This is a genomic window from Bacillus sp. BB51/4 (genome assembly GCF_008368845.1).
Lineage (GTDB): Bacteria > Bacillota > Bacilli > Bacillales > Bacillaceae_G > Bacillus_A > Bacillus_A wiedmannii.
Window position 1 is genome coordinate 416,700 of the sequence record NZ_QOSC01000008.1, and the last position, 25,873, is coordinate 442,572.

The 25,873-nt window shown below is 34.1% G+C and carries 24 protein-coding genes; 14 read left to right on the plus strand and 10 right to left on the minus strand.

What is annotated here, in order from left to right; genetic code table 11:
- Positions 1-163: 163 nt before the first annotated feature.
- Positions 164-523: a hypothetical protein gene (locus DN392_RS10835; RefSeq protein WP_003295594.1), complete on the minus strand. Its 360-nt coding sequence runs from the start codon at positions 521-523 to the stop codon at positions 164-166.
- Positions 524-613: 90 nt separating this feature from the next.
- A complete protein-coding gene (gene cdaS / locus DN392_RS10840) occupies positions 614-1,222 on the minus strand; it encodes a sporulation-specific diadenylate cyclase CdaS (RefSeq protein WP_001158730.1) in 609 nt (202 codons plus the stop codon).
- Positions 1,223-1,412: 190 nt separating this feature from the next.
- Between cdaS and DN392_RS10845 the strand changes: the two genes are divergently transcribed.
- The 11 genes from DN392_RS10845 to DN392_RS10895 all read left to right on the plus strand — a co-directional run bounded on the left by DN392_RS10845 (position 1,413) and on the right by DN392_RS10895 (position 14,335).
- A complete protein-coding gene (locus DN392_RS10845) occupies positions 1,413-3,140 on the plus strand; it encodes a phospho-sugar mutase (RefSeq protein WP_000454881.1) in 1,728 nt (575 codons plus the stop codon).
- A 260-nt stretch (positions 3,141-3,400) separates the two neighbouring features.
- Positions 3,401-3,742: a hypothetical protein gene (locus tag DN392_RS10850; protein ID WP_000648045.1), complete on the plus strand. Its 342-nt coding sequence runs from the start codon at positions 3,401-3,403 to the stop codon at positions 3,740-3,742.
- The gene (locus DN392_RS10855) at positions 3,735-4,073 is read left to right on the plus strand and encodes an EamA family transporter (RefSeq protein ID WP_001032267.1); all 339 of its coding nucleotides are present in this window, start codon (positions 3,735-3,737) and stop codon (positions 4,071-4,073) included. The genes DN392_RS10850 and DN392_RS10855 overlap by 8 nt, the downstream gene beginning before the upstream one ends.
- Positions 4,074-4,140: 67 nt before the next feature.
- On the plus strand, positions 4,141-6,102 hold the full coding sequence (locus DN392_RS10860; protein ID WP_000580292.1) for a DUF2142 domain-containing protein: 1,962 nt from the start codon (positions 4,141-4,143) through the stop codon (positions 6,100-6,102).
- Positions 6,103-6,126: 24 nt separating this feature from the next.
- Entirely contained in the window at positions 6,127-6,843 is a 717-nt protein-coding gene (locus DN392_RS10865) for a glycosyltransferase family 2 protein (protein ID WP_000914144.1), read from the plus strand.
- Complete coding sequence (locus DN392_RS10870) at positions 6,840-7,235, plus strand: DUF2304 domain-containing protein (RefSeq protein ID WP_000155507.1); 396 nt, start codon at positions 6,840-6,842, stop codon at positions 7,233-7,235. The genes DN392_RS10865 and DN392_RS10870 overlap by 4 nt, the downstream gene beginning before the upstream one ends.
- 100 nt (positions 7,236-7,335) lie before the next feature.
- Positions 7,336-8,580 carry a glycosyltransferase family 87 protein gene (locus tag DN392_RS10875; RefSeq protein WP_000247193.1) on the plus strand — a complete coding sequence of 415 codons (1,245 nt, stop codon included), beginning with the start codon at positions 7,336-7,338 and terminating at the stop codon, positions 8,578-8,580.
- Between the two features lie 502 nt (positions 8,581-9,082).
- Positions 9,083-9,973 (plus strand): UTP--glucose-1-phosphate uridylyltransferase GalU, encoded by an 891-nt coding sequence (gene galU / locus DN392_RS10880; RefSeq protein WP_000757825.1) that lies wholly within the window; start codon positions 9,083-9,085, stop codon positions 9,971-9,973.
- A 140-nt stretch (positions 9,974-10,113) separates the two neighbouring features.
- Complete coding sequence (locus DN392_RS10885) at positions 10,114-11,121, plus strand: glycosyltransferase family 2 protein (RefSeq protein ID WP_000849659.1); 1,008 nt, start codon at positions 10,114-10,116, stop codon at positions 11,119-11,121.
- Positions 11,122-11,133: 12 nt separating this feature from the next.
- Positions 11,134-11,556, plus strand: coding sequence for a GtrA family protein (locus tag DN392_RS10890; protein WP_001060121.1), 423 nt, complete (start codon positions 11,134-11,136; stop codon positions 11,554-11,556).
- 91 nt (positions 11,557-11,647) lie between these two features.
- Complete coding sequence (locus tag DN392_RS10895; protein ID WP_061673389.1) at positions 11,648-14,335, plus strand: YfhO family protein; 2,688 nt, start codon at positions 11,648-11,650, stop codon at positions 14,333-14,335.
- Between the two features lie 17 nt (positions 14,336-14,352).
- On the opposite strand, the gene DN392_RS10900 is transcribed toward DN392_RS10895, so the two are convergent.
- From DN392_RS10900 to DN392_RS10920, 5 genes are all read right to left on the minus strand, one after another.
- A complete protein-coding gene (locus tag DN392_RS10900) occupies positions 14,353-15,723 on the minus strand; it encodes an O-antigen ligase family protein (protein WP_149238018.1) in 1,371 nt (456 codons plus the stop codon).
- A 16-nt stretch (positions 15,724-15,739) separates the two neighbouring features.
- Complete coding sequence (locus tag DN392_RS10905) at positions 15,740-16,807, minus strand: glycosyltransferase (protein ID WP_001033743.1); 1,068 nt, start codon at positions 16,805-16,807, stop codon at positions 15,740-15,742.
- Positions 16,800-18,356: a murein biosynthesis integral membrane protein MurJ gene (gene murJ / locus DN392_RS10910; protein ID WP_000532294.1), complete on the minus strand. Its 1,557-nt coding sequence runs from the start codon at positions 18,354-18,356 to the stop codon at positions 16,800-16,802. Before murJ ends, DN392_RS10905 begins: the two co-directional genes overlap by 8 nt.
- 221 nt (positions 18,357-18,577) lie before the next feature.
- Entirely contained in the window at positions 18,578-19,168 is a 591-nt protein-coding gene (locus DN392_RS10915; RefSeq protein WP_001252152.1) for a biotin transporter BioY, read from the minus strand.
- A gap of 50 nt (positions 19,169-19,218) precedes the next feature.
- Entirely contained in the window at positions 19,219-19,962 is a 744-nt protein-coding gene (locus DN392_RS10920) for a DUF3298 and DUF4163 domain-containing protein (RefSeq protein ID WP_000810340.1), read from the minus strand.
- Between the two features lie 95 nt (positions 19,963-20,057).
- Here DN392_RS10920 and DN392_RS10925 point away from each other — a divergent pair, with 95 nt between their 5' ends.
- On the plus strand, positions 20,058-20,441 hold the full coding sequence (locus tag DN392_RS10925; RefSeq protein ID WP_000520763.1) for a hotdog fold thioesterase: 384 nt from the start codon (positions 20,058-20,060) through the stop codon (positions 20,439-20,441).
- A 36-nt stretch (positions 20,442-20,477) separates the two neighbouring features.
- On the opposite strand, the gene DN392_RS10930 is transcribed toward DN392_RS10925, so the two are convergent.
- On the minus strand, positions 20,478-21,854 hold the full coding sequence (locus tag DN392_RS10930; protein ID WP_000287155.1) for a glycine--tRNA ligase: 1,377 nt from the start codon (positions 21,852-21,854) through the stop codon (positions 20,478-20,480).
- A 346-nt stretch (positions 21,855-22,200) separates the two neighbouring features.
- Positions 22,201-22,914, minus strand: coding sequence for a DNA alkylation repair protein (locus DN392_RS10940; RefSeq protein ID WP_048566606.1), 714 nt, complete (start codon positions 22,912-22,914; stop codon positions 22,201-22,203).
- Positions 22,915-23,031: 117 nt separating this feature from the next.
- On the opposite strand from DN392_RS10940, the gene DN392_RS10945 reads away from it, so the two are divergent.
- Complete coding sequence (locus tag DN392_RS10945; protein WP_000390058.1) at positions 23,032-23,499, plus strand: hypothetical protein; 468 nt, start codon at positions 23,032-23,034, stop codon at positions 23,497-23,499.
- Between the two features lie 110 nt (positions 23,500-23,609).
- On the opposite strand, the gene DN392_RS10950 is transcribed toward DN392_RS10945, so the two are convergent.
- The gene (locus DN392_RS10950) at positions 23,610-24,935 is read right to left on the minus strand and encodes an ArsB/NhaD family transporter (protein WP_000545213.1); all 1,326 of its coding nucleotides are present in this window, start codon (positions 24,933-24,935) and stop codon (positions 23,610-23,612) included.
- A gap of 289 nt (positions 24,936-25,224) precedes the next feature.
- On the opposite strand from DN392_RS10950, the gene kapD reads away from it, so the two are divergent.
- On the plus strand, positions 25,225-25,848 hold the full coding sequence (gene kapD, locus DN392_RS10955) for a 3'-5' exonuclease KapD (protein WP_000344317.1): 624 nt from the start codon (positions 25,225-25,227) through the stop codon (positions 25,846-25,848).
- Positions 25,849-25,873: the final 25 nt, after the last annotated feature.

Sequence of the window (25,873 nt, forward strand, 5' to 3'; positions counted from 1 at the left end):
ATTGTTATTACTATGAGAAGTAAGTTTTTGATAACTGAATATTTTTATGAAGATTTTCCATATAAATTATTATTTTGTTTTAAACATTTATCCTGTAGTTTGATCCAAAGAAAATGACCTCCAAATGAATCGTAGATTCGTTCGAAGGTCATTTTTTAATAGTTTATTGATTATATCCGACAATTTTATTTGTATCGATATCGACGTACACTTCAACGTTTTTGGGATAGGACGTATCAGATGGGAAATGCACGAGGTAGACACTTCTCCCTTCATATTCTTCATTGAATTGACGGCTATTATGTTTATGCAATATTGTTTTGATCATTGTTGCATTTTCCCAATCACCGATAATATATTGCTTTTCTTGATTGGATAGTTGATTCCAAACTGCCTTTTTTATGCCTTTTTCTGTTTCTTGATTTTGATAGGAAATGTCTTTCGAATTATTCGTATCGATGCAACCTGTAAAAGTGAAGCATACGAAGAGTATTGTAATAAATTGCTGTAATATGTTCTTCATGGCTAGCATATCGCCTCCCTGTTCCCATACACTTCAATTAGCAGAAAGAAAATTCCTGCTATGCGAGGAAATATAAGTGTATTATATGTTTCATAATGAAAATGTATATAAGGTTCCATCTAAGGCAAATGACGTTATACCAGTTTCCTCAGATACAACAAAAATAAGTGCATCACTGACTTCAGAGAGTCCAATTGCTGCGCGGTGACGTGTTCCCAACTTTCGATTGGATGTCAAAGCTTGTTGCGATAAGGGTAGTATATTTGCTGCTGATATAATATGGTTATTATTTACAAGAACAGCACCGTCATGAAGTGAGTTTCCAGGGTAAAAAATAGATTCTAGTAACTGAACTGTTAAATGAGCCTGAATTTCTATACCAGATTGGATATATGCTTCTAATGATTTTTCTCTTTCTATAATAATAAGAGCTCCATGGCGTTTTTGAGATAATTGCCTGATTGCAGTTAATAGTTGGATATAGCAATCTGTATATGGTGATAAATATGTTTTGAGATAGTAAGAAGCGGTTGTTGATTGAATTTGTAATAGTAATTTATGTATATCTTCGACTTTACATAAAAGGCATTTATCATTGTTCTCTAATGTGTTTTGCATATCTTGAAGTGCAAGGGAAATATCTTTGATAATCTCTTGGATATGTTGTTGTATTTCTGGTTTAAGCGCCCATTCTTGCATTGTACCTCACCTTATTCGAGAATATATTTATTTATGTATAGCTTTTCAATTTATACAAAAAGTATTCATAAGAGGTGCTGTTTTATACATTTAATGTAAAAGTTTTTGTGAGTATTAAATATAGTATTGAGGAAAATATCATTTTCACCATATAATTAAATTGTGTTTGATTGAGAGGAGAGAATTTAAAATGGAATGGAAAAAAGAATATGAACGCTGGAATACATTTGCTAGTTTGGATATAGAGTTAAAACAAGAGTTAGAGGAAATGAAACAAGATGTAAAGAAAATTGAAGACAGTTTCTACAAAAATTTAGAATTTGGTACAGGCGGTATGCGTGGTGAACTTGGTGCTGGAACAAACCGTTTGAACGTATATACAGTACGTAAGGCGACAGAAGGTTTAGCTCAATTTATTGAGAAACAAGGAGAGGAAGCAAAAGCACGTGGTGTTGTTGTTGCGTATGATTCTCGTCATAAATCACCTGAATTTGCAATGGAAGTAGCTGCAACACTTGGTGCCCACGGTATCACAACATATGTGTTTGAAAGCTTACGCCCAACGCCAGTGCTTTCTTTCGCAGTTCGTCATTTACATACAGTAAGTGGAATCGTTCTTACGGCAAGCCATAATCCGCCTGAATATAACGGGTATAAAGTATACGGTGAAGATGGTGGACAATTGCCTCCAAAAGAAGCTGATGAGTTAATTAGCTATGTAAATGCAGTAGAAGATGAGTTAACAGTTGAAGTAGCTGACGTGGAGCAATTAAAAGCTAATGGTTTATTACATATTATTGGACAAGAAGTAGATGATGCATATGCAGCAGAATTGAACAATGTCATTATTAATAAAGAAATGGTGCAAAAGGTTGGTAAGGACTTAAAGATCGTCTTTACACCATTACACGGAACATCAAATATTTCTGTACGCCGTGGTTTAGAAGAAGTTGGATTTACAGATGTAACGGTTGTAAAAGAACAAGAGTTACCAGATCCAAACTTCTCTACAGTGAAATCACCGAATCCAGAAGAGCACGCAGCGTTTGAGTATGCAATTCGTGACGGTGAAAAAATTGGCGCAGATGTGTTAATCGCAACTGATCCTGATGCAGACCGTCTAGGAGTAGCAGTTCGCAATCATGATGGTGAGTTCCAAGTGTTAACTGGTAACCAAACAGGTGCATTAATGCTTGATTACTTACTATCTCAAAAGAAAGAAAACGGAACGCTTCCAGAGAACGGTGTTGTATTAAAAACAATCGTAACGTCTGAAATTGGTCGCACAATTGCGAAAGCGTACGGTTTAGATACAGTTGATACGTTAACTGGATTTAAATTTATTGGCGAGAAAATTAAGCAGTATGAAGAAAGCGGACAATATGAATTCCAATTCGGTTACGAGGAAAGCTATGGTTATTTAATTAAGCCATTCTGTCGGGATAAAGATGCTGTTCAATCTGTTTTATTCGCATGTGAGGTTGCAGCATATTATAAGGCGCAAGGAAAGACATTGTATGATGGATTGCTTGAAGTGTTTGAAAAACATGGTTATTTCCGTGAGGGACTTGTGTCATTGACCTTAAAAGGAAAAGATGGCGCAGAACAAATTCAAAACTTGATGACAACATTCCGTGGAAATTGTCCTGTAGAAGTAGCTGGTTTAAAAGTTACAATTGCTGAAGATTATAAAGCAAGCTTGAGAACAAAAATTATAGGGGATGGAACAGAGGAAATACATTTACCAAAATCAAATGTGTTAAAGTATTACCTTGAAGATGGTTCTTGGTTCTGTTTACGTCCGTCTGGGACAGAGCCTAAAATCAAATTTTATTTTGGGGTGCAGGGAAGTACGCTACAACATAGTGAAGAAAAACTTGAAAGTATAAAGAATGATATTATGAACCGAGTTCAATAATATATTAAAAAAGCATGAGCGTTAGGTGCTCATGCTTTTTTTTTTGAAACTTGGAGTAAATTTTCTTGTTCGAATTTTTATCAGTAGTTGGTTTTATTGTCACAAATTGGACGCAATCAGTAGATGCATTTAATTAAGTTCAGAATGAAATTTTGGATCAATTATGTTAAAATTTGTTTCGTGTGTATATAAACTAAAAATGACAATTTGTAAAAAAGTGATGATATAACTATCAATTTTAAAAAAAGAGAGTTGAGTGTATGAAAGCATCAATGAAGCATTATATATTTTTACATGTTGCCTTTTTTTTATACTCTATCATAATGGTGTATATGAAATGGGCGGCAAACTTTTCAGTTGGATCAATTTCTTTTTTTATTGCCTACATGATTCTTGTAATTCTTTTATTTGGATACGCAATTATTTGGCAGCAAGTTATTAAACCATTTGAAATATCTAAAGCGTATTCACATCGGGGAGTCATTATTTTATGGGGACTATTATGGTCAGTGGTGTTCTTCGGTGATACAATAAAATGGAATAATTTGGTTGGTGCGGTCATTATTATTATAGGGATTGTCGTGGTGGTAAAAGATGAATAAATTTGTGTTGCTTTACATTTTTGGAGTTGTTTTAGCAAACTATTCGCAAATTTTATTAAAGAAGGCAACATTATCGAATTATGATACAAAGTGGAAGGAATATGTAAATCGCTACGTAATTGTAGGATATTCTTTATTTGTAATTAACGCTGGATTAAATGTAATTGCCTTGAAAGGTGTTCCATTAAAACAAGCGCCTGTTATTGAATCGCTTAGTTATATTTTTATTTTAATATTCAGTTGGTATTTTCTTGGTGAAAAAATAACGAGAAGGAAGATATTCGGAAATCTGATTATTATTATAGGCATTATTGTGTTTTGCATTCAGTAAAAGTCATTTTTCGTGCATCTACTGTATGCCGATATTTAGAAAATAATATAATCGAGGTGTTTGTAGCATGATAGGAAGAAAAAAGATATTTTTATCTTTTTTTATAGTTTTTTGTGCAGTTTTATATGTGTTTTTGACGGGACCTATACACACTGTAAATAAGAGTCTTGTTTATAGCAAATATAAGATGATTGATTTAGCGCAAGGTGAAGAAGTGCGTCAAGAGATTCATTTTGCAGGTGAAAACCCAAAGCATTTGCTGTTACCTCTTACAAGTGAAAGTTATCATAAAAACGCTGTGTTAGAGTATGAGCTCTCGGCTAAAGGGAAAATCGTGAGTAAAGAAAGAGTCGATTTAAAAACATGGGGCGGAGAAAATTATATTAAGGATCCTCATTTTAAGAGCAGTATTATAATTCCTATTGAAAAAGACATAAATAAAGATGCTGTCTTGAAAGTAAAAATAGTAGAAGCTGAAAATGGCGAAAAAGTTACTATTCGTACAGGGGCATCATTGTCTCCAGATGAAAAGCTGACTGTTAATGGTAAAGAAGAAAGTGGACAAGCGATAGCTGCAAAGGTAGCATATGATCAACTTGATTGGTTTAAGGTTGGAAAAGCAGTTGTTACCGCATTAGCTACTTTATTAGCTTTATTCCTTATTGGTAATAACACAGTTAAAAATTTTGTCGTTGTTACCGGAATAATGGGGGTTATGTTCAGTTTCAATAATCCACTTTTTGAGGCAACTGATGAAAACTTCCATTTTGCAAAAGCGTATGATATTAGCTTAGGGAATCTTCTCTCTACAAAACAGGGAGATAAAGTGGGCGTTAACTTACCAGAGAATATTGATGATATGCCACGCCCGAATCAATTTGAAACAACTTATGGGTTATTGGCAAATGGCGAAAGATACGATAGGGCTAAGAGTGATATTTGGGATACCTATACATTTGCAGATAAAACGAATTTTGTAGAGCAACCCACAACAGCTGTTTATACACCAATTCCTTATATTCCACAAGCTCTTGGCTTAATTATTGCTAATCTATTGGGGCTAAAAGCTTTTAGTGCGCTAATGTTAGGAAGGATTTTTAATTTAGCTGTGTATATTGCTTTGAGTGCTCTTGCGATAAAAATTATTCCAAGGTTGAAAAATACGTTAGCATTTTTAGCGGCATTTCCATTGTTTGTATCATTGGGTGCGTCGTTTTCAGCAGATGCAATGCTGATGGGGTTAAATTACCTGTTTATTGCTGTAATGTTGCAGAAGCTTATGCGTTCTGAAAAGAATACGTTAGGAATTAAAGATTTTATTATTCCAATTGTTTTATTAATCTTAATAGTATTATGTAAATTTACGTATTGGCCGTTATCATTCTTGATTTTTGCGTTTATTGGAAGGGATTTATTCCGTACAAAAATGCAAGGTGTTATGTCATTTTTATTACTGGCAGGAATACCAGGTTTGATAATGAGTTCTTGGAACCTATTCGTAATGAAATTTGTGGGAACTATTAATCCAAATGAAAAAATTAATCCTGTTAGTCAATTGAAGTTTATACTAGAGCATCCAGTTGAAGTAATGAAAGCTTTCTTTGGAACATTTGAAAGTGGAATGAGCATGTGGATGAACATGCTAAATCAAGTTGGATGGGTAACTCATTTAATGAGTGGTATTGTGCTTATTAGTATGATAGGACTTGTAATGACAGCCATTTTTGATTATAGCGAAGATGGATTTAAATTACGTAACTTCGATTATGCAGTCTTTATAATCACAATTACAAGTGTAGTTGGGCTAGTTATGTTAAGCTTATATTTAACATGGTCTGAAGTTGGTGCAGATTTCATTAGCGGTTTACAAGGAAGATATTTCTTACCTGTCATTCCAATTGTATTGTTCATCTTTAATGAAAGAATGAATGTGAAACAACACTCAGAGTTAACAGCGCAACGCTCAGCCAGATTAGCATGTTGTATGCTATTGTATGCAAATGTGTTTATGCTAGGATATTTTTATTAAAATTAGTGGAGTGAGGGATTCCAATTGTTAAAAAAGAAGTTGATTATTATTCCTGCTTACAATGAATCAACGAACTTAATACACGTTGTAGAGGATATAGAGAAGAATGCTCCAGATTTTGATTATGTTATTATCAATGATTGCTCAAAAGATGATACAGAGCAAATATGTAAAGATAATAATTTTAATTATGTAAGTTTACCGATCAATTTAGGAATTGGTGGAGGCATGCAGACTGGTTATAAGTATGCTCAGCGCCATGGATATGATGTTGCGGTACAATTTGATGGTGATGGACAACATGATGCGGCCTATTTAGGAGCCCTTCTTAAAGAAATGGAAGATACGGGAGCAGATATGGTTATTGGCTCACGTTTTATTAATAAAGAAGGATTCCAGTCTTCATTTACTAGAAGAGTTGGGATTCGTTTCTTTGAAAAATTAATCAAAATTGTATCTGGAAAGAGAATAACGGATGCGACTTCTGGATTTAGAATGGTAAATCGTAAAATTACTAATGAATTTTGTGAGTACTATCCAAAAGACTATCCAGAGCCGGAAAGTATTGTTGCTGTAATTAGAAAAAATTATGAAGTAAAAGAAGTTCCAGTACTTATGCGAGAAAGAATGGGCGGGACATCTTCAATAGTAAATTACAAAGCCATTTACTATATGATTAAAGTAACACTTGCGATTACAATTGATCGATTAAAACCTAAAAGAAAGGAGAATGCTTCGTGACAATTCGCCTTCAAATATTAATTATTTTAGGAGTTATAGTAGGATTAATTATTTTTACAAACCTAGTCCGTAAAGAAAAATTGGAATTGAAATATGTATTAACATGGTATGGAGTGTTAATCGGTATTTTAATGATTGGGATTTTCCCAAAATCAATTGATGTGGTTTCATATTTATTGGGAGTTGCTACACCGATAAATGCGCTATTCTTTTTGGGATTCCTTTTTGTAACATGTGTTTTATTTTTCTTAACTGTTGTAGTTTCGAGATCTTCCATTCGAATTAAAGAATTGACGCAAGTTATAGCTATTTATCAGCATGAAAATGAAAAAATGAAGCGAAAATTATTAACTCATAAAGAAAAAGAAGAAAAACAGAAAGTAACTGTATAATTAAATAGGTGACATAAGCGAAGCAGAAATATACTGGATTTCTGCTTTTCTTATGTCACCTTCTTTATGGGTCTCATAATAATGCTTTGGAGGAGAATAAATGGTAAATATAAAAATAAGTGAGAAAATGTTTAAGGTTATCTCCTTAATATGTTTGTTAGGGGCAATTGGGTACTCGCTAGGATATCAAGTCCTATGGCTACTTTATAAAGAGCCTGCAATGTTAGGGTGGATGTTTGATGATTTTCATTTCTTTTACTATGCATTTCATACAATTTGGAATGATAATGCTATAAGCATGATGTATGATTTGGACCATCAAATGGAGACATTTCGTCAACTATATGGTGAAACAAAAGGTGCACTAGGATACTATATGTATCCACCACAGTTCGCTGTATTTCTTTCGTGGTTCGCAGCATTTCCTTATGAAAAAGCACGCCTTTTATGGACCATGTTCAATAGCATATTATTCATATTAGGTGTATGTTTCGTAATACAAGCTGCGTATAAAGGAAGGGCAAAAGGGGTAAAGTATCTCTTGTTTTCTGCGGCTATTATTATTTATCCAGTATTTGCTGATTTTTATTGGGGACAATCCAATCGTTTAATCTTCTTTTTAGTATGTTTAACATATTATTTTTATCAATCTAAACATAAGTGGTTGGCAGGGATTCCGATTGTTTTTGCTACTAGTTTTAAATTACTACCGGGTATTTTTCTTGTATACTTCCTATATAAGAAAGAGTGGAAGGTGTTTTTAAGCGCTGTGATTACAACGATTATTACATCAGGGATTACTATTGCTATAGTTGGATGGAATGTAGCTTGGGAATATGTAACAAATGATTTGTTTGTTGTAAATGGAATTAATGAAATGCATGGTGGAGCACCTTGGGATAGCTCATTTAAAGGAGTATTAAAGACATATTTCCCACACGATTCAATGAGTATAACTCACCTTGTGTATGTCGTAATACTATTAGCAATTACATTTCTAGTTATTAGAAAATGTAAAAAAGACAGCTCGTTGGAGTTTGTCCTCGTTACAGCGCTTATGCTGTTATTCTCACCTGTTGTTGAAGTACATTATCTTGTATTAATGATCATTGTAATCGTATGTGTACTTTCACATATATTTAACAATTCATTAATAGAAGAATTCGTAGATGGTAATATAATGTATAACATTAGTCTAGATGCAAAAAGTGTATGGCATTTAGTTGTTACGGCGGTCTCAATCAATATTTTGATGGATTCACCAGAAGGAATGAGTTACTTCATAGCCATGTTATTCCTATTCTATGTATTATTAGGTCGTTACTATATTCAAAATAAAAAATAGAGTTTAGTAAAAGTTTACGTATAATTTGAAATTGTTATGGTAAAAAAAATTAAATTATATAATTTTAAAGATATATATTTACGTGGCCGTTCACATGTTTATTAACATGCACTTATTTAGCTTTTTTGCAAAAGGAAATAAGTCCATATTTGTCAGATTCGCTACGCTTTTTAGGACCAATTGTACGAAGGATACAGTAAAAAAAGGGGCTCATGAGTAGAGAATAAGGAGAAGCACATGAGAGATTAATAAGTAACCTTGACGAATAAAGAGACAATCATGTAGAATTTGTACGAAGTGTCTTTTGCAGTTAGTGAAGAAGTTAACATGTAAAAAACTTTAGTTTAATAAGAAAATTGATAGATATATAGTATAAAAGTTATACTCATTTGGATAAGAATGTATCCCATAAATATGGTTTGATAAGGGAAAAATAATAAAAATAACTACTGCTTGGACAAATATGAATATATACCAAAGATGAGAGAAAGAGGTTATAAGCATGAAAAAAGTAAGAAAAGCTATTATTCCTGCAGCTGGTCTTGGGACACGTTTTTTACCAGCTACAAAGGCACAGCCTAAAGAAATGTTACCAATTGTTGATAAACCAACAATCCAATATATCGTAGAAGAAGCTGTAGCGGCTGGTATTGAAGATATCATTATCGTTACAGGAAAAGGAAAACGTGCGATTGAAGATCATTTCGACAATGCATTTGAATTAGAGCAAAACTTATTAGAGAAGAAAAAATATGATTTACTTGAAAAAGTACAAGCATCTTCGAAAATGGTAGATATTCACTATATTCGTCAAAAAGAACCACAAGGTTTAGGACATGCAGTATGGTGTGCTCGTAAGTTCATCGGCGATGAGCCATTTGCTGTTCTTCTTGGTGATGATATTGTACAAGCTGAAAAACCTTGTTTAAAACAGCTTATCGATGAGTATGAGCATACACTTTCATCTGTGATCGGTGTGCAAACTGTTCCAGAAAATGAAACGCATCGCTATGGTATTATTGACCCATTAGAAAAAGAGGGTCGCCGTTATCAAGTGAAGCAATTTGTTGAAAAACCGGCTCTAGGTGAGGCACCTTCAAACTTAGCAATTATGGGGCGCTATGTGTTAACACCAGAAATATTCCGTTTCTTAGAAGAGCAGCATATTGGTGCTGGCGGTGAAATTCAATTAACAGATGCAATCCAAAAGCTAAACGAAATCCAACGTGTGTTTGCATACGATTTTGAAGGAAAGCGTTATGATGTTGGAGAGAAGTTAGGCTTTATTCAAACAACAATCGAAATGGCGTTACAACATGAAGAGTTAAAAGATGATTTATTAGCAATCATGGAAGAAATTGTGAACGGACAAAAAAATACTGTGAAAAATTAACTTATTTATAAATATGTGAGGTTAGACATAGTGAATTGGAGAAAGAGGTATTCTAAGATAAACATCCAGTTTACTATGTCTAATCTGTGCTTATAAGATGTTCTTTATGAGCAGGCTTGAAAAAGAAAGGAGCACCTTTTTTGAAGACTATTACTATATTGGTACCGGCATATAATGAAGAAGAGGTATTAGATCAATTATATAGTCGTTTAACAGGGGTATTTCAAGGCATTCCAAATTATAACTTTGAAATTTTGTTTGTTAACGATGGAAGTAAAGATCGTACGTTAGATATTATTAAGGAATTTAGAGTGAATGATAAGCGTATTTCGTACGTAGACTTATCACGAAATTTTGGGAAAGAAACAGCAATGATTGCGGGTCTGGATCATGCAATTGGAGATGCAGTAATTATCATTGATGCTGATTTACAAGATCCACCAGAATTAATCCCTGAAATGATTAAGTACTGGGAACAAGGGTATGATGATATTTATGCAAAACGACGCTCTCGTTCAGGTGAATCATGGGCGAAGAAATGGACAGCTGGTAAATTTTACAGCTTGCTAAAGAAAACAACAAGAATTCCGATCCAAGAAAATACAGGGGATTTTCGTTTATTAGACCGTCGTTGTGTTGAGGCATTAAAGAAAATTCGTGAAACGCAGCGTTATACAAAAGGGATGTTTAGCTGGATTGGTTATAATAAGAAAGAAATTTTATTCGATCGTGACCCTCGTGCTGCAGGTGAAACAAAGTGGAACTATTTCAAATTAATGGATCTTGCTATTGAAGGAATTACATCCTTTACAACAGCGCCATTGCGCCTTGCATCGTTCATGGGATTTACTGTTTCATTCTTAGCTTTTATCTATATGATTTGGATTATTATTAAGACGCTAATGTATGGTGAGTCAGTAAGTGGATATCCATCTATGATGACAGCTATTCTATTTATCGGTGGTGTACAGTTAATTTCCATCGGTATTATTGGGGAATATTTAGGACGTATCTTCAATGAAACAAAACAACGTCCGCTATATTTTGTAGATGAATATAATGATGATAAAGTAACGAATATCGATGGCGATCAAAACATGGCGAAATTATACAGCGTAGAAGATCGTAAAGTAAAATCAAATCACTAGGGGATTAGAAGTGTGAATAATAAAGCGAAAGAAATCTTTAACTATTTACTTTTCGGTGGTTTAACGACGTTAATCAACATTGTGACGTATTTTATTTGTGCAACGTTAATTGGAATGGATTACAAAATAGCAACAACAATTGCTTGGATTGTATCGGTACTGTTTGCGTATATTACAAATAAGAAGTATGTATTTAACAGTCAACAAACAAGTTTTGCTCACGTAGTAAAAGAGTTTGTCTACTTTATGGGATTCCGTATTGTATCGTATTTCATTGATATCGCATCCATGATTGTTTTAATTGAATGGCTAGGTATGAATGATTTAGTAGCAAAAATTATTGCAAACGTTATTGTTGTGGTTGTTAATTATTTTGCGAGTAAATATATTATTTTTAAAAAGAAGACCGATATAGAAAACGGTCAAAATATATAAAAAACAATGGCTTGGCTCTATGCCGGCTATTGTTTTTTATACATAGAATTTGGTAATAAATGATTAATGAAGAATGATATGGAGGAGTATAATGCAAGCTCTGTTAGATTTGTTTAAGAAAAGGAAGTTTTTATATACTTTTGCTTTTTTACTTCCTTTTTCTATTTATGGTGTAGTTTTTATTTTACTGGGTGTTGCACCGTTTGGAGAAAAATCAATCCTTGTAACGGACTTACACACACAATATGTGCAGTTTTACACGTATTTATATGATGTGTTTAAAAATGGAAAAAGTATATTTTATAGTTGGGAAGGTGGAATGGGGTTAAACTTCATTGGAGTATTTGCTTATTATTTAGCTAGTCCTTTTTCACTACTCATTGTCCTGTTTGATCGTTCGCATATTCCAGAAGCGATTATGTTAATGACGTTATTAAAAACAGGATTAGCTGGTTTTACAATGACATATTATTTAAGTCATATGATGAAGCGTCGTGAAATTGCTATTACGCTATTCTCAACTTTTTATGCCTTAATGTCATTTGTAACAGTATATTCTTTCTGTGTAATGTGGTTAGATGCCATTTATTTACTACCCCTTATTATGTTAGGTATTGAAAAGCTAGTTACAGAAAAAAAATGGGTGTTATTCACATTTAGTTTAGCACTTACATTTATTACGAATTTTTATATTTCCTTTATGGTAGGGATTTTTACATTTATCTACTTTGTAGCACGTTATTGTGTGCTTTACGATATTCGAAATATAAAATTATTAATGCAAAGGTTCCTATGGTTCTGTCTTGGAACAGGATTGGCAGGTGGAATGTCTGCATTTATTACGCTACCAACATACATGGATTTAAAGAGCAACTTTGTTGAACGTACTAAGATTCCATTCTCTACAGCATTTAATTTTGATCCGTTTGATTTTTATGCACGATTCTTTAATGGCGTAATTGATACGACAGTAAATGGAATGCCAAACGTTTATGCAGGTGTTTTAACTGTATTACTCATTCCATTATTCTTTATTACAAAAAGAATTTCATTGAAAGAAAAGATTGTATATGGAAGCGTACTGTTATTCCTAATCCTTTCTTTTGAAATTCCGTTTTTAAATATCGCTTGGCATGGTTTTGAGCCACCAACGAATTTCCCGTATCGTTATTCATTTACATTCTCCTTTGTACTCATTTATGTAGCAGTTCGAACGTTTATGGTATTCGAAGAAGAATTAATACCAGCTTTAAAAAAGGTTGTATTGTTTAATATATTTATGCTGCTATTATTAGGAAAAGTTGCACCAAGTTATATGCAGTCAAATAAGATTGTAATTAATGCCTTTTTAATCATTATGTATGCATTATTGTTATTTGGAAAAGTTCGCTTGCGAAAAAATAAAGCGATTATCTCTTTGGCTTTATTCGCTATAGTGGGGCTAGATGTAGCAGCTAATACAGTATACATGGTTAAGTTAATGGGTTATGAATACGGATATATTAATCGTCAAGAATATGCTTCGCCGTATCCAAAATATGAAGAGACCATTCAGAAAGTAGCCGAACAGGACAAGGGGCTTTATCGCATGGAAACGACAAGAGGTGTTACATGGAATGATGCGCTACGTTTTGGATATAAGGGCGTAACACACTTCAATTCTGTGGCAAATGGTCACTTGAATTTATACATGCAAGATTTAGGTTATGGGTATCTAGAGGCATTAATTTTACAAAATGGTAAAGGGATTCTCTCTACTGATGCCTTGTTTGGTGTAAAATATATGATTTCTGATCAACCTTTAAGTAAATACGGATGGTCTGAAATCGATCATGTTGGAAGCAATTATGTATATGAGAATAAAAATGCGCTTTCGTTCGGATACATGGTAAATAAAGATGAATTTGATGTTAAAGGAAAAGATAAGTTGAAAGTACAAAGAATCAACTATACAAATTCCTTTGAGAAGCAAAACGAATTGATTGGTAAATTAGATGGGCAACAAGTTAGTTATTACCAACCGTTAAATCCACTTTCTGTAGAATATAATAATTTAGCAGTTGTAGAAACGAGAGAGAAAACGAAAAAAGATCTACAGGCTGAAACTGAAAAAATAGCTCAAACAAATCAAAAGCCAATCGAATTGGTTAAACAGCAGGATGGACAAAAAGCAAGTATTAAATATACATTTGATGTAAAAGGTAAGCAACAATTGTATACAAAATTACGTGTGGAACCAACTGATATTACAAAAGTATATGTAAATGGAAAATCACTTGGTAAAAAATTCACTGAATATCCTCGTTACTATTGGAACAATGGTATTTTAGATTTAGGATATTTTGATAATGAAAAAGTCGAGGTTGAAGTTGAAGTCAAAGGAAGTAGTCATTACGTTGAGTTGGAACAACAACTATTTTATGGACTTGATGTAGAAGCATTTGATAAGCGAGTAAATGTACTGAAACAACAGTCATTTGATGTAAAGAATTACACAAGTCGTACGGTATCAGGAAAAATTGATGTGAAGGAAGATAACTATTTATTCCTATCTATTCCATATGATAAAGGATGGAAGGCAACAGTTGATGGTAAAGAAGCTAAGTTACTTAAATTAAATGATGCATTCCTTGGATTAGATTTAGAAAAAGGAACGCATACAATCGAATTAAAGTATACTTCCCCAGGATTTGTAATGGGAGCAGTTGTTTCGTTTATTACTTTTGTTATCACATTACTAGGCGCTTTTATTGTATCAAGGAAACAGAAAAAAATATAATAAAAAAGGACTACTGATTATTCGTAGTTTTTATTATATATACATCCCGTAATGAGGAAGAAATACATCATGAAGACGGCATTTTCTAATATGTTATAAAAGGCACTTCCTATAATAGCACCAGCAACTAAACATAAGATAATGGGACTAAATATTGAATTTCTTCTTAGTTTCCAGAAAGTACTTAAAATTCCATATGCAAATATCGAACATAAAATGACTCCAATAAGTCCTGTTTCTGCTAGAATTTGGATGTATTGGTTGTCAGAATAAAAATTCCATGTAATATTGTACGATTTATAAATTGGTGACGAGTATGTTTGAGTAGCTGCGTCACCAAATGTACCGAAACCATAGCCGGTAATTGGTTTGTCACGGAAGATTTCTAATGCTTTCTGTACATAATATATTCGACCATCTTGCTTACTTAATTCTAATGTGTCCTCTGAGAGTGCTTCTGAAAAGCGTTTTGCACCTAGAGAATCTCCTTCTAAATAGTTTGTCATGAGAGAGATTCCAGTAGCGCATATAAATGAGATGGTTAGTATAGGGATTAATGCTTTCCAATACGGTATATTAAGATGGATAATGATATAAAGCACTCCAAAGGTTATTAACGTTAAAAATGCTCCGCGTGAATAGGTTAACCATAAAGTTGTCGCGATAATTGTTAGTCCTACATAGAGTGTGTACTTCATTCGTATGGAAGCATTTTTTAATAAATATAAAGAAGTAAGAAATGCAATCGTTAAATAAAGTGCAAGTTCATTTGGGCCACCAGCCATACCATATATACGAATTTTATTAGTAGGAGCTAGATCAAGATTTTTCCATACCTCTGGTAGTAACATACTACGAAGAGAAATTTTTTCAATTAAACCTTGAATAGAAATGATAATTGCAGCCACAAAAGTTACTTTTGCAAACAATATGAAATCATCTCGGGTGAACGACAATCGAGAGACGATATAGAATACAAAATAGTATAGTAGAAGGGTATGTAACTGCATGATTATTGCTACTAAAGATACATTGTTAATTAATCCTACAATCGCTCCGAATAAGCAAAATAGGAAATATGCGATTTCAAAGTAATGAAATGTAAAAAGTTTTGAAACTGTATTTCGATATTGAAAAATGATTTTGCATAATAGAGCGAGAATAATGAAAATCCCAATAAATTTAAACCCTGCATTGTAAGCAGATAAAAAGGGGCGCATTGGAATAAATAATAGTAAATAAGCAATACCGAGCTTTTCATCTCGAAATGCAGTTATTGCTAACAGTGCGGAAATGAATAGCCCGGTATAAGTTGCTGAAAATATTAATCCTACTATAATAAGGAAAATACTTAAAGTAATATAGTGAAATCGATTTAGCTGAATCATAATATATTAAGCCCCTTTAACATGATGATGGTATGCGGTAAATATGTTTCACCTCTTCTATCATTTTAGAGAAGGTGAAATGTTGTAAATAATATTCGCGTCCGCATTCTGCTAAAGAATAGTAGAGTTTGTCATCTTGTAATAATGTTGCCAGTGCAGTTGCCAATTGTTCGACATCTCCATATGGTATAGAAATACCAGATTGATTTGGAACAATAACTTCTGGTAATCCGCCAATATTTGTCGCAATCACAGGCTTTTTCATAGCAATCGCTTCAATTGCTACGTAGGATAGCCCCTCATTTTTAGAAGGAATTACGATGATATCGTGTGCACTATATTCTTTAATAATGTCATCTCGAAAACCTAATAAAGAAACGGAATCATTTAATTGTAAAGAAGTCACTAAGTCTTCTAATGGAGTTTTTAATGGACCATCTCCAATAATGTTACAGTGCCATTGTAAAGAAGGGTATTTTGTTTTTAGTTTTTGTAAGCCGTGTATTAAAAATGGTTGTCCTTTTTCTTCACTTAACCTCCCAATTACAGCGATTTTCATCGGTTTATGAACAGATGGTAAATTGTTTAAATAAGGATCCTCTAAGCCATTATAAATTATTTTTAATTTATCTTTCTGAACTCCTTTTTGAAGGAGTTGCTGTTTCATAAACTGTGAAATACAAATGATGGTGTCATTATAACGAGTGAATATATTATTGCACCATTTTAAAGGAAGTGACATGGGGACATCCACATGGTATGTCCAAATGACACGGATGGATGCCCCTAATAACTTTGCTAAAATTGCAATATAATTTTCACGTAAAAATTGTGCGTGAACAATATCTACTTGCTCTTTTGCAATTATTTCTTTTAGTTTCCATGCAGTTTTTATATCAAAAGGGTGTTTCATTTCTATTTGATATATGGGTATATTTAATGCTTCAAACCTATGTAAGAAAGGACCAGGAGTAGAATATACAAGAATACAACATTCTGGATCCATAGATTGAATTAAATCTAGGACGTATTTTTCTGATCCACCATCCCCAACATAATTCAAAAGGTACATAATTTTATTCATTTATATCATTCCTTTTACCTAAAAATAGCGATAGCAATTGTTGTAGTTCTTTAATCTTTAACATGTAAGTGACTAATAAGTAAACGATGGCGCCAATCGCTATTGCTAATAAAATAAGCAACTTTGTATCATGTGTAAAATGAAGCATCAGCTTGGAAGTAAACAAGCTGATAAAGGATGCCACAATGCATTTGAATAAAAAGCCACCGTAGTACAAGTTTACTGCTTCTTTCTCTTTCATGAATTTTTGGAACATCCACAATAGTATGATTACTGTACTAGCCGATGCTATTGACGTAGATAGAGCTGCACCAGCTAAGCCCATTTTGTTAACGAGTATAATACATAATATAACATTTATAATCATGGAAAAAATTGATGCGTACATAATATATCGATTCAATTTTAAAGAAAATAGTAAACGATCAAGTAAATCTTTTAAAGGTTGCATGAGAGCGGCTAGCGCATAAAATTGCAATGCAGTTGCTGTCATCATAATAGAATCTTTCCCGAATTCACCATAGTTATAAACAACTTTGACAATTTGTTCTGTAAAAAAGGTAAAATAAATAAAAACGGGAATAAATAAATATAATAATACTTTTATATTCGTTTCCATTAAATTTACGAAATCTTTCCATTTTGAGTCAGTTACATAACCGACAAATTTAGGATACATAACTGTTAAGACTGGAGCAGCGATTAATCCAAGAGGAATGAAGTATAATTTTTGGGAATAATTAAGGGCTGCAATAGATCCTTCTTCTAATCCAGATACTAGTGTACGATCCACAAGTAGATTAATTTGAATAGACATACTTGTAATGAAAGCAGGAATACTCAACTTAATCATCGTTTTTAAAGAAGGGTCTTTCCAATCGATTACAAATCGATAGCGATACCCCTCGCGCTTAGAAGCAAAATAAACAAGTGTATTTTGTACAATGTTTCCGATAATAACGCCTAATGCGAGTGCGTAAATTCCAATCCAATTAACAAGGGAAACAAATATAATAAGGGTAATACCATTTAATACAACCCATTGCATGCTTGTAATGCGAAATTTATGTAAACTGTTCAAATAAGCATTAAAAATATCAATCATGAATGTACAGAATACAGTTGGGAAAATGATTTGTAATAGGTAAGCTGATAATAAAGCTGTTTGCTCTGGGAGCCCATTTGCAAATATTGAAATAAATAAGTTCGGCTGTAGTTCAATGAGCAAAAGCGGAATGAAAAAAATAAGTAGAACAATGTTTAAAAAGTTATTCATAAATCGATATGCTTTAAGGGAATCTTTTCCCTTTAACTCCATAAAGATAGGAATGAAAGAAAAGGCGAAGGCCCCTGTGATACCAGTAAAAACAATAGTTGGTATATTTAAAGCTACAACGTATGCATCAACGGCATGGTTTGTACCGAAATAAGCTCCAAGTGTGATTTCTTTTGCAAAGCCAAGTAGCTTTCCTAAAGCTGTCCCAAGCGTAAAAAATAGTGTTACTATGAGAAATCTTTTTGTATGTTCTTGAGAGGATTCTCTCCCCATCTATAATCAAATCCTTACTTTAGTTTAATTCTTTTTCAAGCATAATTTATTTGTATCTAAAAATCAAATATATATGAAGAATAGAAAGTGCTAACCATATGAAAAAAGAGGCTATCTTCCAATAGAAGGATAGCCTCTTTAGTACGTAATAAAAACCCGATTAGGGAAGGGGAATAATAATCAAGGGAAACGGTATCTCATGCAAATATCAAAAAAACAACTTATGAAACGAAGTGACTGTTTCGATAAGCAGAACGGCGTACAGCATAGTATATGCGAGGTGCGATAATAGCACCGATAATTGTAAATGCAATATCTTTTACTGCAAACCACATCATAATCATCCAAGCAGCTTTATAACTCATATTACCACCCATAAAGAAATTGACTGCCCCGTACATATAAGTAGTACCGATAATATAAGTTAAAATGATTCCTGTGAAAGAGGCAATTGCAAATGTACTGAATGTTGGTCGTTCTTTTTGTTCTACTAGTTTTCCGGATACGTAAGCAACGATAATAAATGCAATAATAAAACCACCAGTAGGATCTAAAAGTGCTCCAAATCCAGCTTTGAAGTTAGCGAAGATTGGTGCACCAGCTAAGCCAACGAGCATATACACAGTCATTGATAATGCGCCAAGTCTACTTCCAAGAAGAAGCCCTGCTAAAATTGCGAAAAATGGTTGCATAGATAATGGGATGCCCGCCACTTGCAGGAATGGTGCCCAAGATACAATATTTGCACCAATGGCCATAAGAGCGACGAACATGGCAGCTAATGCTAAATCTAAAACATGAAATCTCCTCATAATGTTAACCTCCTGTTGTTTTTAGGTTAACATTATCGTAGCGAAAATATTTACTTGTTGTCAATCAAAATATTTTGATAAGAAGGCTTCAAATAATCTCTTAGCAACGTATATGGAATACGAAATTGAGGAATTCCGCTTGAATAAGGAGCAATCTCATATAAAGGGAAATAAATGACGAGATTGTCCGGTTCTAAAAAGAAGTGGAACTTTTTCGTGCTCATGACCTTTTCAGTTGCATCGGGAAAATAAATGCCTTCATTTTGTTTAATTTGTCTTACGATTTCAGCGCGGATTACTTCTTTATATTTATCTTCTTGTTGAAATAAATCATCTAAGCGTAGTAACTTTTTTTCTTTTAAATCAAATGTGTTTGCCTTCCACGTATAAAGACCGTGTGCTCCGCCTGTATATTGATAGTAATTCAAATATAGGCTGAGTAAGGGTGGTTTATTTAAGGAAACTTTATAATCAACATTCGCCACGTACGGATGAAAAGGTGTGCTAGATCCTTCCGTTTCTTTATAATATTTTTTTGCGTCTTTTTCTAATTTGGTTTTAAATTTGTCAGTAGATTTTTTGTAATAGAAATTGAGCTTATTTTGAAATTTAGAATCGGAAAAATTGTGAAAAGAAGGTCTGTTAATTTGATATTCTATATAAGGTTTCTTACCTTTTTGTGTTACAGTCTGAACATCGATTGTCAGGTTGGATGCTTTGGCTGCTAGTGCACAATTTGGTACAATAGTCAGCAAGGAGAACATAAGCAGTAATATACAAAATTTCTGTTTCATTTAGGTGAAACCTCCTTATATAAGTGTTATAAGTAGTTTGAAAATAAATAGGTAAAATTATACATTCAATTAAAGTAAGAGAAGGAGGAAACGATATGGGAAAAACTTTAATGGATTCACTTGGAATTGAGTTGTTAGAGATGACAGAAGATAAGGTGGTTGCTACGATGCCTGTTGATGAGCGTACGCATCAGCCGTTTGGTTTTTTACACGGCGGTGCATCTCTTGCATTAGCAGAAACAGTAGCAAGTGTCGGTTCGTACAATTTAATTGATCAAGAGAAATGTATTTGTTTCGGTCTAGAAATTAATGCAAATCACATTCGCTCAAAGAAAGATGGGATTGTAACAGCGATCGGGACACCGATACATAGAGGACATTCAACGATGGTTTGGGATGTACGTATTATTGATGAGAATGATGATTTACTATGTATATCAAGATGTACAGTAGCAATTAAAGAAAAACGTGAAAAGTAAAAAGAGGCGGCTCAATAGAGCGCCTCTTTTTTATAATTAGAACTGGATTTTCTTCTCTAAGAAGCCTTTTAGCTCGCTAATTGGCATACGAACTTGTTCCATTGTGTCACGGTCACGTACTGTAACAGCTTTGTCTTCAACTGAGTCGAAGTCGTAAGTGATACAGAATGGTGTACCGATTTCGTCTTGACGACGGTAACGTTTACCGATAGAACCAGTTTCGTCAAAGTCTACCATGAAGTCTTTAGCTAGTTCTGCGAATACTTCAGTAGCACCTTCAGATAGCTTTTTAGATAATGGTAAGATAGCTGCTTTGTATGGTGCTAAAGCAGGGTGGAAACGAAGAACTGTACGAGAATCATTTTCTAATTGCTCTTCTTCATATGCATCACATAAGAATGCTAATGTTACGCGGTCAGCACCTAAAGATGGCTCGATGCAGTACGGTACGTAACGCTCATTCGTTTGTGGATCGATATAGTTAAAGTCTTCATTAGAGTGTTCCATGTGACGTTTTAAATCGAAGTCTGTACGAGATGCTACGCCCCATAGTTCGCCCCAACCGAATGGGAATCTAAATTCAATATCAGTTGTTGCGTTACTGTAATGAGATAATTCCTCTTCACCGTGGTCACGAAGACGCATGCTTTCTTCAGTCATACCAAGTGAAAGTAACCAGTTCTTACAAGTTTCACGCCAGAATGCGAACCATTCTAAATCTTCACCAGGCTTACAGAAGAATTCAAGTTCCATTTGTTCGAATTCACGTGTACGGAATGTGAAGTTACCAGGCGTGATTTCGTTACGGAAGCTCTTACCGATTTGGCCAATACCAAATGGAAGTTTTTTACGCATAGAGCGTTGTACGTTTTTAAAGTTTACGAAAATACCTTGTGCTGTTTCAGGACGAAGGAAGATTTCGTTCGTGCTAGACTCTGTAACACCTTGGAATGTTTTGAACATTAAGTTGAACTGACGGATTTCAGTGAACTCTTCACTACCACAATCAGGACATTTTACTTCATGTTCTTTCATTAGGTCAGCCATTTGGTCGAAAGTAAGACCATCAACAACCATTTCGATGCCTTTTGCATCTAATGCATCTTCAATTAATTTGTCAGCACGGTGACGCGCTTTACATTTTTTACAGTCGATCATTGGATCGTTGAAGTTACCAACGTGACCAGAAGCGATCCAAGTTTTTGGGTTCATTAAAATAGCTGCGTCTAAACCAACGTTGTATGGAGATTCTTGAATGAATTTTTTCCACCAAGCTTTTTTAACGTTATTTTTTAATTCGATTCCAAGTGGACCGTAATCCCAAGTGTTTGCAAGACCACCGTAAATTTCAGAACCAGGGAAAACAAAACCGCGATGTTTCGCTAAGTTTACAACTTGTTCCATTGAATACATAATAAAATCCTCCTTTTGAAAGTTAACGTATTGGCGATGACGTGCTCTGGTACTTGTGAAACGAGCGGTATATGCTTTGAAAAACATAAAAAAACGCTCATCCCAAGGCTTAATTGCCTAGGGACGAGCGTTTGCCCGCGGTTCCACCCTAGTTGATACACAACAGGTGCATCCACTTTATCACGTATTGCTCGAGACTGCCGTTTCCTTGCGGCTTCAGGCTTTCACTATCCCTGAATCGCTTTTTGTGCAAGTACTTATAAGTCCGTCATCGCTACTTATATTAATAATAATGAACATATTCTAACACGTTCTTTTTTAAATCTCAATAGAGGAACGCGTCTATCTATGATAGAGTCTCGCCTATTTTTTCGTGATTTATTCCGTAATTTTGTTTAATGTGCTTGATTGCTTCACGTTTACTAAGCGAGGCAAGCTCGTTATTTTGTACGTATTCCCAAACGACATCGGGCTTTGTTTTTGCATATTCGCGAAGGACCCAGCCAATCGCTTTTTGAATGAAAAATTCTTTTGAAGAATGTAGTTGTCCAATAATCCAGAAAAGAAGTTCTTCATCCATCTTTTGTTTATATTTTAGCTGGAATAAAATAGCGGCGCGTTGTAACCATATATTATCTGATGCAATCCATTTTGGAATATAGGCGGAAATTAATTCTGGATGTTTTAAAAAGATATTCCCTAAAAATGTAGGGACGATGCTATCAACAGAATCCCACCAAGACTTTGTGACAATGAGTTCTTCTAAGAAGGGGATATGCGTTTCGTTTATATGCTTTTTATATTTTTGCATAATATCAAGTGCGGCCGCTTGAAATTCACGTTCTGGTAAGTCCCAAAGTTCACGCACGATGATTTGGAAGTCTTTTTGATCTGGGAGAGTATGTATTTGGATGACGTCTTTTAATAACTGTCTTCTCTCGGGAGTTTGAATGCCGAGAAACGGGAAGTGATTTTTCATATAACGTGCCATCGGTTCTGCTTTTTCCGGATTTTTGTGAGCTATGAAATGTTCTTGTAGTGCTTTTACAAATGGATGCATCAGTTGTTCTCCTCTCTAATTATCTTACTCTTATTATTATACAGAGAGTTTGGTTGAATTTTAAAACATAACTTGCAATGGAATGAAATATGTTGAGAGTAGAGAGGAGAGGATAAGATGGAAGATCAGGGTTTACTAGCAGGTTTCTTTGCTCTTAGTTTTGCGTTTATTCTTGTTGTATTGATTTGGGCAATTATTGCGTATTTATTAACGGCTTTTGCACTGTATACGATGGCGAAAAATGATGGTGCAACGGATGGTGCTCTTGCGTTTATTCCTTTTTTAAATAGTAAGATATGGGGGGATTTAGCGAAAGATAAATTACCGGATTTCTTAAAAGAAGAAGCAGGATGGAAAGTATTCGGCATATATGTCGCGTGTTTCATTTTTAACTTCGTACCAATTCTATATTTATTAGCAACAGCTGTATCGATTGTACTATCTATTTATCTTATCTACGCTATTTTAGACAGGTACGGAACGAATTCTATATTATTTACAATTATTCATACAATCACATTTTCGGTTTTCTTACCGATACACTTATTTATTATTCGGAATGAGCCGGTAAGATATAACGAGTAGATATATGCGGGGAGCTGTTTCGAAGATATTTTGGAACAGCTTTTTATCGGTAAATCGATATTTCGTTGACTAAGAAAAGAGGGCTGCCACATAGGACAGCCCTTTTTCTACTACATAAGGTAGCGTAAATAAATATAAATATGAGAAATGATTAATGAAACGATCATAATTGGGAAGCCGACTTTAAGGAATTCCATGTAGCTAAATTTATGGCCCTCACGACTTGCGATACCTGCAACGATTACGTTAGCAGAAGCTCCGATTAATGTTCCGTTCCCACCTAGACAAGCACCTAATGCTAATGCCCACCATAATACGTCGATTTGTGCGTCAGAAGGTGATAAACCTAGCCCAACTGCCATATCGTTAATAAGCGGAATCATTGTTGCAACGAATGGAATGTTATCAATTGTTGCCGAGGCGATACCAGATACCCATAAAATAAGGATAGATGCTTGAGAAATATCTCCGCCCGTTATTCCAATTACTTTTTGAGCTAAGGTTTTGATAAGCCCGATATCGATAAGTCCTCCAACGAGTACGAATAGTCCTGCGAAGAAGAAGATTGTTACCCACTCTACACTTGCGAATACTTCTTCAATTTCATGTTCTTTCACACCGATTAGCATAAGTACAGTAGCACCAGTTAAGGCAATGATAGCTGCATCAACATGGAAGATAGAATGAGTCATGAAACCTACGATTGTAAGTCCAAGTACTGTTAAAGATTTTTTCATTAATACTGGATCTTTAATGTATTGCTTTTCATCTAGACTCATTAATTTTTTAACTTGTACAGGATCAGCAATTAATTGTTTACGGTACATGAAGTAAAGTATTGTCGCTGTAACAGCAATAATAATGATTACGATAGGTGCTAAGTTGAATAAGAAAGCATTGAAATCTAAATGCTTATTTGCAGAACCAATCATAATATTTGGCGGATCACCAATTAATGTTGCTGTTCCTCCAATGTTTGAAAAAATAATTTCAGAAAGTAAATAAGGAACAGGATTTACTTGCAGTATGCGCGTAATAGATAAAGTAACTGGAACAACAAGAAGTACAGTTGTAACGTTATCTAAAAATGCGGAACCAAGCGCAGTAAGTAAGGAAAGTGAAATTAAAATTTTAATTGGATTTCCTTGCGCTCCTTTTGCTGCTTTAATGGCAACGTATTGGAAGACACCCGATTTACTCGTAATGTTCACCAAAATCATCATACCGATGAGTAGTGTAATCGTCCCCCATTCAATATGTTTCGTAAAGGCGTTGTGTAAATCAACGACCCCCATAATTACCATGAGTGCTGCACCAAGAAGTGCGATGACAGCGCGATTAATTTTTTCAGAAATAATAATGGCATATGTAATTAAAAAGACTGCGATAGCAAAATAATACTGCCAGTTTGCGAGCTCTTGCGTTGTTTCGTGCAAAACTCTCATCTCCTTTCATTCACTTTTCTTAGTGTGTCAAAAATTAACTAGATGAAACACACATAACGTCATTATAAAGTAGAAAAAAGGGGGATGTAAATGAAAGGGCTTATTTTGTCATATTTTCTGCATCGTTCATTTTTTCTTATTTTTAAAAATATTTGTGGGCATTTGACATATATATAAGATACATCCAATCTGAATATTTAAAATGGAATTAGCATTCGAGCTTGTTCGTGTAGGAGTGTCAAATAGAAAGGAATGACAAAGATGATAAGGAAGGGATCGTATGGATGAACAACAATTTTTATTTTTGGATTTTGAGTTTACGATGCCCCAGCACAGAAAAAAACCAAAAGGATTTTTCCCGGAAATCATTGAGGTAGGACTCGTTTCGGTTGTTGGCTGTAAGGTAGAAGACACGTATTCAGCTCATGTTAGGCCGAAAACTTTTCCTTCTTTAACGGATCGATGTAAGAAATTTTTAGGAATTAAACAAGAAGTCGTAGATAAAGGAATTTCGTTTCCAGAACTTGTTGAAAAACTTGCAGAATATGAAAGGAGATGTAAACCAACCATTGTTACGTGGGGAAATATGGATATGAAAGTGTTGAAGCATAATTGTGAAATGGCAAGAGTAGACTTTCCGTTCTTAGGACAGTGTCGTGATTTATCACTTGAGTATAAGAAGTTTTTTGGGGAGAGAAATCAAACAGGATTGTGGAAAGCAATTGAGGCATATGGAAAAGCAGGGACGGGTAAGCATCATTGTGCGCTAGATGATGCGATGACGACGTATAATATTTTTAAATTAGTAGAAAAAGATAAAGAGTATTTAGTGAAACCAGCACCTCCAACATTGGGAGAACTCGTTGATTTTTCAAAAGTGTTAAAGAAAGTGAGTACACAGTAACGACCAAATTGCACAGTATGTAATT